14 protein-coding genes are annotated in these 15,584 nt (G+C 37.8%); 12 read left to right on the forward strand and 2 right to left on the reverse strand.

Annotation, left to right across the window (positions count from 1 at the left end; genetic code table 11):
• Positions 1–114: 114 nt before the first annotated feature.
• The 9 genes from J2S13_RS11365 (at position 115) to J2S13_RS11405 (ending at position 10,747) form a co-directional block, all read left to right on the forward strand.
• Positions 115–1,596, forward strand: a complete 1,482-nt coding sequence (locus tag J2S13_RS11365) for an aldehyde dehydrogenase family protein (RefSeq protein ID WP_307257880.1) — start codon at positions 115–117, stop codon at positions 1,594–1,596.
• Positions 1,597–1,738: 142 nt separating this feature from the next.
• On the forward strand, positions 1,739–2,059 hold the full coding sequence (qhpC, locus tag J2S13_RS11370; protein WP_307257881.1) for a quinohemoprotein amine dehydrogenase subunit gamma: 321 nt from the start codon (positions 1,739–1,741) through the stop codon (positions 2,057–2,059).
• Positions 2,060–2,073: 14 nt separating this feature from the next.
• Positions 2,074–3,696, forward strand: a complete 1,623-nt coding sequence (gene peaA / locus J2S13_RS11375) for a quinohemoprotein amine dehydrogenase subunit alpha (RefSeq protein ID WP_307257882.1) — start codon at positions 2,074–2,076, stop codon at positions 3,694–3,696.
• 161 nt (positions 3,697–3,857) lie between these two features.
• A complete protein-coding gene (locus tag J2S13_RS11380) occupies positions 3,858–5,171 on the forward strand; it encodes a radical SAM/SPASM domain-containing protein (RefSeq protein WP_307257883.1) in 1,314 nt (437 codons plus the stop codon).
• A complete protein-coding gene (locus J2S13_RS11385) occupies positions 5,171–6,241 on the forward strand; it encodes a YncE family protein (protein WP_307257885.1) in 1,071 nt (356 codons plus the stop codon). Before J2S13_RS11380 ends, J2S13_RS11385 begins: the two co-directional genes overlap by 1 nt.
• Positions 6,242–6,413: 172 nt before the next feature.
• Entirely contained in the window at positions 6,414–7,346 is a 933-nt protein-coding gene (locus tag J2S13_RS11390) for a hypothetical protein (RefSeq protein ID WP_307257886.1), read from the forward strand.
• Between the two features lie 8 nt (positions 7,347–7,354).
• The gene (locus tag J2S13_RS11395; RefSeq protein WP_307257887.1) at positions 7,355–8,356 is read left to right on the forward strand and encodes a peptidase U32 family protein; all 1,002 of its coding nucleotides are present in this window, start codon (positions 7,355–7,357) and stop codon (positions 8,354–8,356) included.
• 11 nt (positions 8,357–8,367) lie between these two features.
• Positions 8,368–10,041 (forward strand): ABC transporter ATP-binding protein, encoded by a 1,674-nt coding sequence (locus J2S13_RS11400; protein ID WP_307257888.1) that lies wholly within the window; start codon positions 8,368–8,370, stop codon positions 10,039–10,041.
• The gene (locus J2S13_RS11405; RefSeq protein WP_307257889.1) at positions 10,019–10,747 is read left to right on the forward strand and encodes a S8 family serine peptidase; all 729 of its coding nucleotides are present in this window, start codon (positions 10,019–10,021) and stop codon (positions 10,745–10,747) included. Before J2S13_RS11400 ends, J2S13_RS11405 begins: the two co-directional genes overlap by 23 nt.
• A gap of 128 nt (positions 10,748–10,875) precedes the next feature.
• Here J2S13_RS11405 and J2S13_RS11410 read toward each other — a convergent pair whose 3' ends face one another.
• Positions 10,876–11,673 carry an AAC(3) family N-acetyltransferase gene (locus J2S13_RS11410; RefSeq protein WP_307257890.1) on the reverse strand — a complete coding sequence of 266 codons (798 nt, stop codon included), beginning with the start codon at positions 11,671–11,673 and terminating at the stop codon, positions 10,876–10,878.
• A gap of 169 nt (positions 11,674–11,842) precedes the next feature.
• Here J2S13_RS11410 and J2S13_RS11415 point away from each other — a divergent pair, with 169 nt between their 5' ends.
• The 3 genes from J2S13_RS11415 to pabC are packed head-to-tail and all read left to right on the forward strand — an operon-like array spanning position 11,843 to position 14,678.
• The gene (locus tag J2S13_RS11415) at positions 11,843–13,237 is read left to right on the forward strand and encodes an anthranilate synthase component I family protein (protein WP_307257891.1); all 1,395 of its coding nucleotides are present in this window, start codon (positions 11,843–11,845) and stop codon (positions 13,235–13,237) included.
• Positions 13,234–13,836 carry an aminodeoxychorismate/anthranilate synthase component II gene (gene pabA, locus J2S13_RS11420; RefSeq protein WP_307257892.1) on the forward strand — a complete coding sequence of 201 codons (603 nt, stop codon included), beginning with the start codon at positions 13,234–13,236 and terminating at the stop codon, positions 13,834–13,836. Before J2S13_RS11415 ends, pabA begins: the two co-directional genes overlap by 4 nt.
• On the forward strand, positions 13,836–14,678 hold the full coding sequence (gene pabC / locus J2S13_RS11425; protein WP_307257893.1) for an aminodeoxychorismate lyase: 843 nt from the start codon (positions 13,836–13,838) through the stop codon (positions 14,676–14,678). Before pabA ends, pabC begins: the two co-directional genes overlap by 1 nt.
• Positions 14,679–14,722: 44 nt before the next feature.
• Here the strand turns inward: pabC and J2S13_RS11430 are convergent, their stop codons facing one another.
• Positions 14,723–14,950, reverse strand: coding sequence for a hypothetical protein (locus J2S13_RS11430; protein WP_307257894.1), 228 nt, complete (start codon positions 14,948–14,950; stop codon positions 14,723–14,725).
• Between the last annotated feature and the right edge of the window lie 634 nt (positions 14,951–15,584).

Genomic DNA, 15,584 nt, shown 5'->3' on the forward strand with positions numbered 1-15,584 from the left:
AACTTAGATTTAAGGTAAAAAAATGCATCATTTATTCTCAATTCAACACGAATGACAACCCGAATGGAATGAATTTGTTCAATCTATCAATCTATTAAAGGGAGTGTTGTAAAAATGGAAAAAACATTAACTGTTTTACCGCGTGTGGCAGAATTTTTAAAGGGAACGAAAAAACTATTTATCAATGGGGAAAGTGTAGAAAGTTTAGAACAGAGGACATTTACGACAGTGAATCCTGCTACTGGAGAAGTATTAGCGAAAGTTTATGAAAGTAGAGAAGGAGATATTGATCGAGCTGTAAAAGCTGCACGTGAGGCATTTGAACACGGGTCTTGGTCGAAGATGAGCGCTGCTGAGAGAAGTCGCCTTATCTACTTATTAGCTGATAAAATGGAAGAGCATAAGGATGAGTTAGCACAACTGGATACATTAGATAGTGGGAAACCAATTCGCGAATCCTCTGCAGCAGATGTTCCTCTTGCAATTGAGCATTTTCGTTATTATGCAGGCTGGGCTACAAAGATTATGGGGCAAACGATTCCTGTCGCTGGAAACTTCCTGAACTATACACGACATGAGCCGGTTGGGGTTGTCGGTCAAATCATTCCTTGGAATTTCCCTTTATTAATGGCTACTTGGAAACTTGGTGCTGCCCTTGCGACTGGTTGTACCGTTGTGTTAAAGCCTGCGGAACAGACACCGTTATCAGCACTATATTTAGCAGAGCTTGCCCAGGAAGTAGGTTTTCCAAAAGGAGTTATTAACGTTGTACCTGGATTTGGTGACACTGCTGGTGCTCCACTTGTCAATCACCCTGAAGTAGATAAAATTGCGTTCACTGGTTCCACTGCAGTTGGAAAAACGATTATGAGGGAAGCCTCCAATACGTTAAAACGAATTTCTCTTGAATTAGGTGGGAAATCACCGAATATTGTTCTACCTGATGCAGATTTTAAGAAAGCGGTTCCAGGCGCAATGTTTGGGATTATGTTTAACCAAGGACAAGTATGTTGTGCGGGTTCGCGACTATTTGTTCAAAAGAAACAATACGATAATTTCCTTGCCGATATGGTATCCCATGCAGAGAACATCAAGCAAGGTCAAGGGATTGACCCGAATACAGAAATGGGTCCTCTCGTTTCGGATGAACAACAAAAGCGTGTCTTAACTTACATCGAAAAAGGCCAAGAAGAAGGAGCCGAAATGCTCACAGGAGGGGGGAACCCTTTTGAAAGCGGCTATTTTGTAAAACCAACTATTTTCGCTGATGTAAATGATTCAATGTCAATTGCTAGAGAAGAAATTTTCGGCCCTGTTGTGGCAGCGCTTCCATATGAAGATTTAGATGATCTAGTTGAAAGAGCAAATAAAACCAATTATGGTTTGGCTGCGGGAGTGTGGACAGAGAATTTGAAAAGTGCGCACTATTTAGCACATCGTTTGAAAGCAGGAACAGTTTGGGTGAATTGTTATAATGCGTTGGATGCTGCAAGTCCGTTTGGTGGTTACAAGCAGTCTGGATTAGGCCGTGAAATGGGTTCATACGCTCTTAATCAATATACAGAAGTGAAAAGTGTTTGGATCGACATGAAATAATTATGGCGGTCATCATTCATTCAGTTGAATGATCATAGATGAATGTTCCCCCATCTAGGTAAAGAATGCAAATGAGGCTTGGATGGGGGAGTTACTTAGATGAACTTCGGCTTTTTTAGAAAAATAGAAAGGAGATGTCCTCATGAAACATATAAAATCTCTTAATTGGAAAGGGAAAATGATTGAAAAAACGGTCGATCTTGAAAAGGAACCAGAAGTTCAAGGTTTAGCTCTACTTCCAATGGGCTGTACAAGTTTGTTTGACCCAGGATGGGAAACAGATTTTTCTGGAATGAGTTTAGATGGTGTATGTCAGCCACATTATCGTGATATTTATGGCTGTTACGGGGATTGCTGGTGGGCAGCTCAAGTGCCTGATGGATTGACTAATTACGGAAGCTGGGCAGATGAATGTCCAGTTGCAGCAAATGATTGGAGAAAATTAAAATACGTGAAACCATAAAAAGGAGTAGTGCCATGGTAAAAAAGAAAAGGTTTATTCTTCCACTATTAGCCATATGTACAGTTGTCATTAGTGCCTGTGCGGCACAGACTTCGAAAAAAGATGAGCAGGAAAAAGAGAAGTCAATGGTTACGATCAGTGAGCAAGTGGAGAAAAGTTGTATTAGTTGTCATGCGGTCGATGAAAAAGGAAAGTTAGAAAGAATCGGATATATAAGGAAAACACCAGAAGGCTGGTCCCAAACCATAGCTCGCATGGAAAGACTTCACGGATTAAGTGTTACTGAAGAAGAACGAGAACAATTAATTATGGACCTTAGCCGAGAAAGAGGATTAGCACCGGAAGAAACGGAAAAGCTTCAATATTGGCTTGCGAATAAACCTTCTTATTTAGAAGCGAATCCAGAAAATGAACACGTCGCAAACGCTTGTATTTCCTGTCATGCATCGGGGCGATTTGAAGCGCAAAGAAGGACAGAACAAGAGTGGAAAAATTTAAAAGACTTCCATTTAGTCATGTACCCATCTATTTATTTAAACCACCGTCATACAGATTGGCCTAAAGAAGCGGATAAAGCGATTGCTTATTTGGCTAAGAAATATGGTGAAGATTCAAAGGTGTGGAATGAATGGAAAAATGAAGAGTACAACGTAAATGGAAAATGGAAAGTTGTTGGATTCCAAGGAACAAAAGGCTTTTATATAGGTGAAAGTGAGTTTAAGAAAGAGGACAAGGGCTATTCTGAGAAGAAAAACATCCGTTTCTTAAATGGAGATGTAAGAGAGGAATTTAACGGGAATGTAAGAATGTATACCGGCTATATGCTTCGATCTCAGTATTTACAAGGTGAAAACAAGGTAAAAGGTACGTATAGTGTAACAAGTGATAATCAGATAAAAGGAGATTGGTCCTTAAAAGATGACCTAGGAATAACAGCTGAGGAAACGTATTACAAAGTTCAAACCGAAAAGCCAGAAGTTGTTCATTTGGAACCCTTATCATGGAAAAAGGGAGAAGTGAACGAAATTACAATGTATGGAATGAATTTAAGTCAATTGAAAAAAGAAGATTTATCGTTACCTAAAGGAGTTGAACTCGTTAGCATCACTGACCAATCAGATGAACAGTTAAGAGCGGTTATCAAAGTAGATGAAAAAGCCAAGATTGGTAAAGTAACCTTTAAAGGAGAAAATGCAATCATTCACGGGGATGCCGTAATATTTGATCAAACTGATTATATTAAAATTGAACCTGGATATGGTGTTTCTCGTATTGGTGATGAGGGTCCGATGAATAAAATGAGCACCCAATATGTCGCTTATGTATACAGCAACGGGAAAGATGGCAAAAAGGGCACGAAAGATGATCTTAATCTTGGTCCTGTCCAAGCCGACTGGTCACTTGGTACGTATCCAGAAAAAAATGCAACTCGTGATGATCGACCTTATATCGGAAATATAGACAAAAACGGATTATATACACCGAATATTGAAGGAGTGAACAAAGATCGCGCCTTCGTTCAAGAGAATGTCGGCAGTGCCACTGTAATCGCAAAGGTTGAAATCGATGGAAAATCATTCATCGCAAAATCTCACCATATTGCCACAGTGCCTGATTATGACAACAACATTCACTAAAAAAGGAGGGGATCTATATCACTAACGTAGCCTTAACCAACTATATTCAATTTAATGTTCAAGGAGAAGAATATTTATTTCATGGACTAACGGGAAACATCATCCAACTTGACGGGGAATCAGCACAATTTGTTCAATTTTTGCGAGAAAAAGGAGAACAAATGGGTGATACGACAATTATTGAAGAAGAAGCATTGAAAAATGAAACATTATTACAGAATAAATTTACTGAAATTTCAAACGAATTTAGAAAAATGGAAATTCTCTCTTATGAAACGGATTATTCAAAGCGTTTCTCATCAACACCGGGTGCGCCGGAAGAAACGGAAAAGATGCCAGTAAAAACATTAGTCTTTCATCTTGTAAATGAATGTAATCTACGTTGTACGTACTGTTATGCTGGCGATGGGGAATATGGGGTACCACAGAAATATATGACGATGGAGACAGCCGATCACGCAATCCAATTTTTAATGGAAAATAGCTTTGGAGAGGATACAGTAAATATCGTTTTATTTGGAGGTGAGCCACTATTAAACTGGAAGACTTTGAAACATGTAGTTGAAAAAGCAACAGAAGAGGGAAGAAAATGGGGAAAACAAGTTGGTTTTTCTTTAACAACAAATGGAACGAAAATGAATACAGAACAGATGACATTTCTTCATCATCATAATGTGATGGTTTCCGTTAGTATGGACGGGACGAAAGAAGCACATGATCGATATCGACCGATGGCAGGTGGTCAGGGATCATATGACCGAGTAAGTAAAAATGTGGAAAAGTTGATGGACATTCATACATCGGCTCCAATAGGAACGCGAGTAACGGTCGTTAAAGACTTTGAAAAATTGGAGAAATCTTTAAAACATTTACTGTCCAAAGGGTTTTATGAAGTAGGATTTGCTCCTGTTACAGAAACGAATATGCAGCTTGCTTTAAATGAAGATGATTTATTCGAACTGTTGCGTCAATTTGAAGAATTATCAGAGTTATTTGTGGAGCATGCTTTGAAAAATGAATATATCGGCTTTTCGAATCTTACAAATCTATTAAAAGAATTGCACACTGGAACGAATAAAGCCTATGGTTGCGGTGCCGGGCTAGGATTCTTTGCCGTTAGTCCAGACGGAGGGTTGTTCCTTTGTCACAGATTTAATGAAAATGAAGAATTTAGAATGGGAGATATCTATTTTGGTATAGACCAGAAAAAGCGCAAGCAAATGTTGGAAGATTTGCATGTGGACAACAAGTCTACTTGTAAATCCTGTTCCTTAAAACATATTTGCTCTGGTGGTTGCTATTATGAGGCGATGGAAAGACAAGGAGACTACCGAAAGCCAAATGCCCATTACTGTAACTGGATGCATGAATGGATCACGATTGGATTAAAGGCTTATGTGAAAATTTTACGACATAATCCTACTTTCCTAGATAAAATTAGCGGAACGACAAAAGAGAGGTGTATTAGTAACTGATGAGAACAAAACGGGTTCTTTGGTTGTTATTTATTATTCCCCTAGTGTTTGCTATCTGGCAGCCTAAAGCCTCAGCAACGGAAAACTATACAGAACGCGTGTTTATTTCCGGCTACGGTCAAGTAATTGCTGTCGACCCTTCTAAACCAGAAGTGATTGCTGGAATAAAAGTGAATGGGCCGGTCCGGGATATGAGCTTTACCGCAGATGGAAAAAAGGGGTTAATTCTTGCCAATGGGCGAACGAGCCTATATGTGATCGATACAGTGAATAATAAAGTGATAGATGAAATTAACTTACAGGGAAGAACGGATAAAGGATTATTAGACCGCCGTGTTTGGGGAAGTGCGATCTCACCAGATGGAAAAAAAGCGTATGCATTTGTGACGCAAGGTGAAAAAAGAAAAAATATTTTTAAAGTACATCCAAGTAAAATTATAGAAATTGATCTTGAAACGAAAGAAGAAACAAGAAGCGTTGAAGGACCTTACGGAACACATGTATTACAGTTCAAAAAAGGAGATTCCAATACCATATTTGTTTGGGGATATGAGTTATATGAATTAGATGTGAAAAATATGAAGATAAAGATGAAACAGGGATTAAAAACTCCTAAGAATGAAAAAGATGGAAGTATCAACTTCCTCATGCTATTCCCGAGGGGAGAAAATGGAACCAATTCCATCCCCATTGTGAAAACTTACCCAGATGGTCATGTGAAAGAGGGATTTATGTGGCAAAACTTAGAAACAGGAAAACTGAAAATGCTCGAATATGATCGTGAACCGATTGGGATGTTTTCAGCAGTGGTTGATGAAGATGAACGATATGCTTATACGACATTAAATAAATGGTACAAAATCGATATCCAATCTAAAAAGATAATTAAAGAAGGGGAACCACCTGTTGGGAGTATGTATGGTGTGACTTTAAGTGTCGATGGGGAGAAGCTTTACTACAGTGGAGCAGGAAATGAATTTATCGTCGCGAACAAGGACTTGAAAGTTGAAAAAATAATCACACTTCCAACAGATACTTTGGATCTTAAAGTGGTGAAAATTCAAAAATAATAAATAGAACGATAACTAGGAAAATAGATAAAGTACCACATACTAAAGATGTCCACTAAATAAAAGGGGGTAGTTATACCCCCTTTCTACAAATAGACATTGAACAATATGGGGTCATTCCCATCCCTAGTTGAAGTCGCCCCCATTTTATTCCTTGGAAGGAGAATGAACTATGAAGTTTGCGGTCGCAATCCAATCAATTCGAGATTTAAAATACGCCAAAGAACCATGGAAGAGACTTGAGACATTAAATGAAATAGAAATGGAATTACAAACAGATTTTTTCAGCGAATGGGAAGAGATGTTTGGGGAGAAGGAAACACCTGATCGGATTATTTTCGGATCTGAATTTTGTCAATATCGACTTCCTAGCAAAAAATCTGTAAAACAAGCTTTAGATTATTGCTGGGATCAACAATTAGATTTTTCTTTTGCTACCCCTTATGTACATGAACAAAAATTTCAGCAGTTATTAGAAATTTTAGAGTTTTTAAATGGAGCGGCCATGGGAAATAATCGACCAATAGAAGTGATCGTTAATGATTGGGGAGTATTTCATTATGTTCGAGAACATTTTCAAAAGTTAGATATTGTGATAGGAAGATTGCTAAATAAATCGATTCGAGACCCTCGTGTAGCTCATTATTATACAGATCCCAATGCTCCGAAAGAAGGAAAAGATTTTTATAAGAAAACGGGTTTATTATCTGAACCCTTTCAACAATTTTTATCCTCTGATAATGTGACTGGTTATGAATTTGATCAATTGATTCAAGGAAATTCTCTTTCAAAGAAAGAAGCAAAACAGATAATTGGTTTGCATTTTCCTTTTGGCTGTGTCGCAAGCGGAAGTGCTTGTATGGTGGGTTTTATGGAGACAGAAAAATCAGATAAATTTCGTGGCGACCCTGAATGCAAACAGCAATGCCAACTTTATATTTTTGAACTGAAAAATAAACGGCACCATGATATGAGAAACCGAGTGTTCCAAAAAGGGACAACTGCATTTTATAGTCATGACCGAAGTTTAGTAAAGTCTGCATTAAAAAGCTTACAGGGAATTGAAAATGCCAGAGCGGTGTATAGTTTGCGAATGCCTGTCTAAATTTGGAGGTGACGAGATTGAAGATACTTGCCCCACTTGGAGCGAAAGAAGAAGTAGAAATGTTGGCGGAAAATGGTGCAGAAGAATTTTATTGTGGGATTACACCTGGTGAATGGATGGAGAAATTCACACCAGGAGTTTGGATTAATCGCCGCAATCCGTATGCCGGTTTTCCGTCTTTTCATGATTTAAAGGAAGCTGTACATCAAGCTGAACAATACGATATTCCAATCTTTCTAACATTAAATGCACCTTATTATTTAGAATCACAATACCCGATGTTATTAGAATTAATAAAACGATGTTCTGAGGAAGTTGGAATTCGTGCATTCATCGTAAGTGACCCAGGATTAATGACGGCCATGAAAGAGGAAGTCCCAGAAGCAGCGATTCATGTAAGTAGTTTAGCGGCACCGATGAACACGGGAAGTATCGAATTATATAAACAAATGGGAGTAGAGAGAATTGTTTTACCAAGAAGTGTTCAATTAAATGAGATTCCTAGATTGAAAGAAGCAGCGGGAGATATTGAATTGGAAGTGTTCATTTTAAATGATGGCTGTGTCTATGAAGAAAGTTTTTGTATGACGACACATTCTGCAGGGGCATTCTGTTCCCAGTCTCAATGGGATTATCAATATTTTCATTCGGATGGGAATAAAGAATTGTCGGCTAAAGAGATGAGGAAATTAGATGAACAAATAAATGACTACCGAGAATTTGTTTGGTTTGTCAATGATTGCAATTGCCAAATCGCGTCAGATGGATTACCACTTGGTCCTTGTGGTTTATGTTCACTTGGTGATTTGGCTGAGATGGGGGTTGATTCATTAAAAATCGTTGGCAGAGAAGGGGCCCCATATCGAAAACTTGCTAGTGTCCAAATGGTAAAGGCTGTGATCGATCAAGTTAGAAAACAAGCCGGTAATGAAATGGTTCATCAGACAGCTAAAAAAATCCGGAATCAGCCAAAATACTGCGAATCTGGATTAATGTGCTATTACCGATAAAGGAGCATGGTATGAATATATATGCCTATATCAAACCATATCGATTCATATTTGCCTTAGTTTTTTTTATGGGAATTATTTCGACTTTTATCACAGCTATACAGCCACTAATTGGGAAGTTCTTAATTGATGACGTATTAATTGCAAAGAATCATTCATTTGCAAAGGTTCTTGGTTTAGCCATTCTAGTGATGGTTTTCGGTTACTCCATCACGTTATTTACTAGATTTCTATATTTTAGGATGAGCTTGAATTTAATGTTAGATATGCGGTCATCATTTTATCAACATTTAATTCATTTACCTGTTCTATTTTTTGCGAAAAATAGAACAGGGGATATTGTTTCTCGCATTAATGAAGATTTGACGGAGATTCAACGACTTTATACAGAAAACGTGTTACAGCTATTTACGATGAGTTTGACGTTTCTTTTTAATATCATTTTATTATGGGTATTAGATTGGAAATTAACACTAATTTCCTTATTATTTATTCCAATATTAATTGTGGGGATTCATAAATTTCGGCATCTGTTGTTTGAACAGCATATGGAATTACGAAAACAATCGGCGAAAAACCAAAGTATGATGGTTGAAACGTTCTCAGCGATTCGTTTCATTCGTACAGCACATGTAGAAGCGACAGTAGAAAAGAAATTCTATGATGAACTGAAAGAGATAAATAAGCAAAATATCAAGGTGATGTTTATTAACGCTTTTGCACAAGGAGTCCCACAAACAGTCCTTATGATTTCCACTATTTGTATGATTTGGTTTTTAGGTTCGCAAGTATTGAACGGTACGATGAGTATTGGAACGATGATCGCTTTCATGGCTTATCAGGCGAGTCTCTTTGGGACAATCCAAGGTTTTGCGCAATTATATTTGCGGTTACAAAAGGGAAGAGTATCGATTCAAAGAGTTCATGATTTTTTTCAACGGCAACCAGAAAAAGACGGATCGGAGTCAGTACCAGAGACGTTTTCATCTATACAATTTAAAAATGTTTCCTTTCTTTTTGAGCTACATCACCCCATTCTTCAACAGGTGAATTTTACGATTCGTAGAGGAGAGAAGATTGGACTCATTGGTGATAATGGAATAGGAAAAAGTACGATCGCCAATTTATTAGCAAGAGTATATGAACCAAATGAAGGCTCCATTCTCTTTGATAGTAAGAATATTCGGAATTTCACTAGAGAGAGTTGGTACCAAAGAGTTTGTCTAATTGCTCATGATCATCCGATTTGGTATGGAACTTTTTTTGACTTTCTACAATTAGGGAAAAAGAATGCCTCTTCAGAGGAAATGCTAGATGTGATTCGAATGGTGGGATTAGATAGATTCATTGCAACGAAACCAACAGGGCTTAAGACGCAAATAGGCGAAAATGGGGTCACTTTATCTGCTGGTCAAAAGCAGCGATTATTATTAGCACGTGCGTTATTGCAAGATGCTGATATTCTTATTTTGGATGAGGCTACTAGCCATCTCGATGTCCGTTCAGAATCTGAATTTTTTCAATTAATGAAGGAACACTTTCAAGACAAGACAATCATCATTATTACCCATCGTTATCAAAATTTAGAATGGCTCGATCGGTTGATTGATTTGTCAGAGAAGTCATCCACAATAGTTCAAAAAAATGTTGGAGGTATAAATAATGTATCCTTATTACATGGCTAATGAGAAATGGGGAAAGGGGAATGGACTGAAGATCGCCCATATTGACAGTGGAATTAATGAATGGCACCCACATATTGGTAAGGTTGCTGGAGGGGTTGCGTTTAAAGTAGGGAATGATGGAAAAATAGTAATAGAGCAAAATTTTGAAGATCAACTTGGTCATGGAACAGCAGTTGCAGGTGTAATTAAGGAACAAGTCCCTGAGGCAAAAATTTGGGCTGTGAAAATATTCCATGATCGGCTTTCGGCTTATATTGAAGTTCTTTGTGCAGCCATTGAATGGTGTATAGACAATCAAATGGATTTGATCAATCTGAGTCTAGGTGTTAACAAAGATGTGGAAGAGTTCCGATTCATTTGTGAGAAGGCATGCGAGGCTGGGATCATGATCATTACCGCATGTGATGAGAAAAATGGCTTATATTGGCCAGGATATTATGAATCTGTCTATGCAGTTCAAGCATCAGACCAAGTCCATAGTGAAATGTTTTATTATCATGAAAAGGAAAAAATTCAGCTGCAAACATTAGGTTTCCCAAGAAGTTTAGAAGGTCCAATGCAAAAATTTAATTTTCAGGGGCATAGCTTCGCTGCTGCTCATATGACAGGTTTTATCGCTAAAATGATGGAGAAACAAAACATTCAAAATAAAGAACAATTGGATAAATTTTTGAATACAAACGTAGTTCAAATTAGTTATGAGTAGAAACCATTTTATAGAGAAAGGGTGAATCCCGGAAGTCTACTTCGTATTTGGGATTTATCCTTCCCTATGTGTATGTTTAGCGAAATGAGATTAAGAAAGTTCATGGGGAATTGTGGAATGATCATTGTTCAATGATCATTCAAATAATCTACTGTAAAATCCACCAACTCCCTCTGGTGGATCAGTTTACAAGCAGCTTGACCGACATGGCCTGTTTGTACAGAATGATCTTTTTCAAAAGCCTTGCCGATTTTCGGGAAATTCTCTGAATCCTCTTCAATGTCTGTGAATGTTTTCCAAACTCTTTTGCCATTTTCGAAAATAGCTGAGCTTTGTTTATATTCAACATGTCCATTCGCCCGGAATTCGCTTAAATGCATGGAGGTACAGCTGTCATAATCTACCCCAATGAATAAAATACTTCCGTCAAGGCTGTATATTTTTGCAAGGGGCGATTGTTCACCAAACGGATAATCTAATGAATGATTTTCTGTTATATAGGCAGCGTGTTTCCCCCAAGCAGCAAAAGAACTTGTAGGATGATTACTTCTCAGAACACCCGGAAATTTACGGAATGTTTCTGGGATTTTCCCCATTCCAAGTGTTGGTGTGGTGGCTGGATCGTAAGCAGGCATATATTGTCTTACATCATTCCACCATTCTTCGGGAATTGGGGGGTACTGCCAGTATTTTGGATCTGTATTTTCGGTTGATTGTGTAGGCATAATAATTGTTCCTTCTTCCGTTACAATCTCCATCAATGCTTGAATAACTGCAACCTCTCCACCACAAACCCATCCAATCGAACTTAAAGAAGAATGAACGATCACAGTCATTCCTGGATGAATCCCTAAACAAGTAAAATCATTGATTAATGTTTCGATCGTATTAAGCTTTTTGGTTCTATCAATTAATGCTTTATTCATTTTTTCGTTTCCTTTCTTCGCAGGGATTATAATTAATAATATACTTCTCTTTGAAATCACATTATCCCTTTATTTAAACGTTTGTTTAACGGAAAATTACCATGGAAAACAATTTTTTCATCCTGTATGATGTGGGAAACACAATTTTTTTAAAAGAAGGGATCAAACTATGAAGATAGCATATGAAAAAATTCCTTATACATATGAGCATTTTTTCCAAGGCTTTCGCTATTTAACGAAGGATGAATCTTATTATTGCCTCCTTGAAAGTGGTAGAGGGGGCAAATTTAGCATAGCGGGAATCAAACCGTATGCGACGGCCAAAGCAATTGAAAATGGCATCGAAATCCACACGGAGGATCATAAAGAGAAAATAATGGGTGTACCATTGCGGGCTTTTGAACAATGGATGAAGCAGTTTCAAATTTCGACTGATTTGAGTTTGCCAGATTTTCAAGGTGGAGCGATTGGTTTTATTAGTTATGACTACGCTCGCCATATTGAAAAACTTCCGAATAAAGCAATAGATGATCTGGGGCTCCCTGAGTTGTATTTCTTTATTTTTAAGGAATGGTTTATTTTTGACCATGATCTAAAGCAATTATGGATAGTACAGTTACTTGAAAACGAAGAGGAAGATTGTCTAGAGTATTGGAAAAGGCATTGGACAGAAGCAATGGATCAAGATGTGAAAGAGGATCCTCTTGTAAAGAAAAAAACAGATGAAAACTTAGAAGTATCATTATCAGAAGAACAATTTAAAGATGCAGTAGAAAAAGTACGAGAATATATTGCGGCAGGGGATGTTTTTCAAGTGAATTTATCTGTCCGCCAATCAAAGCCTTTAGATATTCCGGCGATTGAAGTATATGCGGCATTACGAAAGCTCAATCCATCGCCATATATGTCTTATATTCACACCCCGGAATTCCAAGTTGTATCAGGTTCTCCGGAATTACTCGTGAAAAAAAGCGGTCAAGATGTATTCACAAGACCTATTGCGGGAACACGGTCAAGGGGAAAGACGGAGGAAGAGGACTTGAAACTTGCCTCTGAATTAATTGAAAATGAAAAAGAGCGGGCTGAACATGTGATGCTAGTAGATCTAGAACGAAATGATTTTGGACGAGTGTGTGCTTATGGAACAGTCGAAGTAAATGAATTTATGGTGATCGAGAAGTATTCCCATGTCATGCATATCGTATCAAATGTTCGGGGAAAATTAGCAGAAGGAAAAACGGGCTATGATGCGATTGAAGCTGTTTTCCCAGGGGGGACAATTACAGGTGCTCCCAAAGTACGGACAATGGAAATTATTGAAGAACTAGAACCAGTGCGCCGTGGGCTCTACACAGGTTCAATCGGGTGGATTGGATTCAATGGTGATTTAGAATTAAATATTGTCATCCGGACAATGTTAGTGAAAGATAATAAAAGCTATGTACAAGCAGGAGCAGGGGTTGTGATTGACTCCAATCCGAAGCATGAATACAAGGAGTCATTGAAAAAGGCATTTGCCTTATGGAAAGCGAAAGAAGAAGCAGAAGAAGGTGTAAGAATATGATTTTCATGATTGATAATTATGATTCGTTTACATATAATCTTGTCCAATATTTAGGAGAATTAGGTGAAACATTAGTCGTGAAACGAAATGATGAAGTCACCATTCAAGAAATTGAACAAATGAATCCAGATTTTTTGATGATCTCCCCTGGTCCTTGTACTCCGAATGAAGCGGGGATTAGTCTAGAAGCAATCCGTTATTTTGCGGGGAAAATTCCTATATTCGGGGTTTGTCTTGGTCATCAGTCTATTGCTCAAGTTTTTGGTGGAGACGTTATTCAAGCTGAAAGGCTAATGCACGGGAAAACGTCCGATATTTTTCATGATGGACAGACGATTTTTGAACAAATGGAAAATCCATTTCAAGCAACTAGATATCATTCTCTTATTGTGAAAAAAGAAACATTGCCTGATTGCCTAGAGGTTTCTGCTTGGACGAAAGAGGGAGAAATCATGGCACTTCGTCATAAAAAATATCCGATTGAAAGTGTACAATTTCATCCAGAATCGATTATGACGAAATCAGGAAAACAATTATTAAGTAGTTTTATCCGTACATATCGAAACTATCATATAACCACTGGGAATGGTGAAGAATAATGTGGATCTATTTAAATGGGGAATTGGTGGAAAAAGAAAAGGCGGTTATTTCACCTTTTGACCATGGGTATTTATATGGACTTGGGGTATTTGAGACGATTCGTACATATAATGGTCATCCATTCTTACTTGAGGAACATGTAAAGAGATTAAATGATGGAATCAAGCAGTTAGGAATTGAAAGACATTGGACAAGTGGGGAAGTAGAAGAGATCATTCGGATTCTTTCTGAAAAAAATCAACTCCTGAACTCGTATATTCGCTTCAATGTTTCAGCAGGTGTCGGTGAAATTGGTCTCCAAACTGAACCTTATGTTGAACCTACGACAATTGTTTTCCAAAAGCCTCTCACAATAACAGAAGGGTTAAAGGAAAAAGAAGGAGTCTTGTTAGAGCTCAGAAGAAATACGCCAGAAACTGCGCTTCGACTGAAATCCCATCATTATTTGAATAATATTGTGGCTAAGCGAGAAATAGGGAATGCTCCTAATAAAGAAGGAATTTTTTTAACAGAAGAAGGATTTGTGGCCGAAGGAATTGTATCTAATATCTTTTGGGTGGTAAATGACGAACTTTTCACTCCAAGTTTGTCTACAGGAATCTTAAATGGAATTACTCGGAAATTTATTTTAAAATTAGCTCGTCTTCAGCAAATGACCGTTCATGAGGGTTGTTTTTACATAGAGGAAATAAAGAACGCAGAGGAAGTTTTCCTTACCAATTCTATTCAGGAAATTGTTCCCGTTACAAAAATTGGGGAAACTATATATCCAGGTAAAAAAGGAAAGGTTGTAAAAAGATTGTATGAATTTTATAGGAACTATACAGATCATAATGGATGAATAGGAAAGGGGGATGAATAAAATCCCCCACGGAATATTACCGGCTATTCTTTCGATCTTTGTTGCTGTTGTTGCGTAATAATCGCACTCTGTACTTGACTCACAGCTGTTTGCGCTTGAGCAATTTCACTTGCCGCTTGTTTTACAGCAGCCTCAGCCAAAGCTTGGTCTGTTGAACATTTTTCAATCGCTTGATTCAATAATTGCTGGGATAATGTCACACTTGCCTTTGCTTGATTTAATGAATTCACATCAATTGTTTGTTGAGCCATTTAAAAAGTTCCCCCTTTGAAATTAACGTACAACATTATCTTTTCCAGGGCGATTGCATTTATAGTAGGAAAAAGAAACCAAACAAGTGTGGATAGAGAAGAAGTGCAAATAAACTTGGGAAATAGGCAAATACCCAGGGAAATGTTCAAATCTACAAGGAACAAGCGCAAAAAAGCCAATAAGTAGCGCAAATCCTCATGGGAAATGATCAAAAGTCAATGGGAAATAGTCAAATCGAGAAAATCCGGAAAAATAGGGACCGATCGAGCGCGAGAATAAAGAAGAAGTGCAAATAAATCAGGGAAAAGAGTAACTAGGTGAGGTGTGGACAGTGAAGAAGTGCAAATAAACTTGGGAAATAGGCAAATACCCAGGGAAATGTTCAAATCTACAAGGAACAAGCGCAAAAAAGCCAATAAGTAGTGCAAATCCTCATGGGAAATGATCAAAAGTCAGTGGGAAATAGTCAAATCGAGAAAATCCGGAAAAATAGAGACCGATCGAGCGCGAGAATAGAGAAGAAGTGCAAATAAACCCGGGGAAAAGAGTAACTAGGTGAGGTGTGGACAGTGAAGAAGTGCAAATAAACTTGGGAAATAGGCAAATACCCAGGGAAATGTTCAAATCTACAAG

It is taken from the genome of Oikeobacillus pervagus (assembly GCF_030813365.1).
Classification (GTDB): domain Bacteria; phylum Bacillota; class Bacilli; order Bacillales; family DSM-23947; genus Oikeobacillus; species Oikeobacillus pervagus.

Excerpts from the sequence above, each read along its gene's own strand:
- J2S13_RS11380 (WP_307257883.1), top strand. The coding sequence starts at position 3,858 with ATGGGTGATACGACAATTATTGAAGAAGAAGCATTGAAAAATGAAACA.
- pabA (WP_307257892.1), top strand. The coding sequence starts at position 13,234 with ATGATTTTCATGATTGATAATTATGATTCGTTTACATATAATCTTGTC.
- qhpC (WP_307257881.1), top strand. The coding sequence starts at position 1,739 with ATGAAACATATAAAATCTCTTAATTGGAAAGGGAAAATGATTGAAAAA.
- J2S13_RS11415 (WP_307257891.1), top strand. The coding sequence starts at position 11,843 with ATGAAGATAGCATATGAAAAAATTCCTTATACATATGAGCATTTTTTC.
- pabC (WP_307257893.1), top strand. The coding sequence starts at position 13,836 with ATGTGGATCTATTTAAATGGGGAATTGGTGGAAAAAGAAAAGGCGGTT.
- J2S13_RS11410 (WP_307257890.1), bottom strand. The coding sequence starts at position 11,673 with ATGAATAAAGCATTAATTGATAGAACCAAAAAGCTTAATACGATCGAA.
- J2S13_RS11400 (WP_307257888.1), top strand. The coding sequence starts at position 8,368 with ATGAATATATATGCCTATATCAAACCATATCGATTCATATTTGCCTTA.
- J2S13_RS11365 (WP_307257880.1), top strand. The coding sequence starts at position 115 with ATGGAAAAAACATTAACTGTTTTACCGCGTGTGGCAGAATTTTTAAAG.
- J2S13_RS11390 (WP_307257886.1), top strand. The coding sequence starts at position 6,414 with ATGAAGTTTGCGGTCGCAATCCAATCAATTCGAGATTTAAAATACGCC.
- J2S13_RS11385 (WP_307257885.1), top strand. The coding sequence starts at position 5,171 with ATGAGAACAAAACGGGTTCTTTGGTTGTTATTTATTATTCCCCTAGTG.
- peaA (WP_307257882.1), top strand. The coding sequence starts at position 2,074 with ATGGTAAAAAAGAAAAGGTTTATTCTTCCACTATTAGCCATATGTACA.
- J2S13_RS11430 (WP_307257894.1), bottom strand. The coding sequence starts at position 14,950 with ATGGCTCAACAAACAATTGATGTGAATTCATTAAATCAAGCAAAGGCA.
- J2S13_RS11405 (WP_307257889.1), top strand. The coding sequence starts at position 10,019 with ATGTATCCTTATTACATGGCTAATGAGAAATGGGGAAAGGGGAATGGA.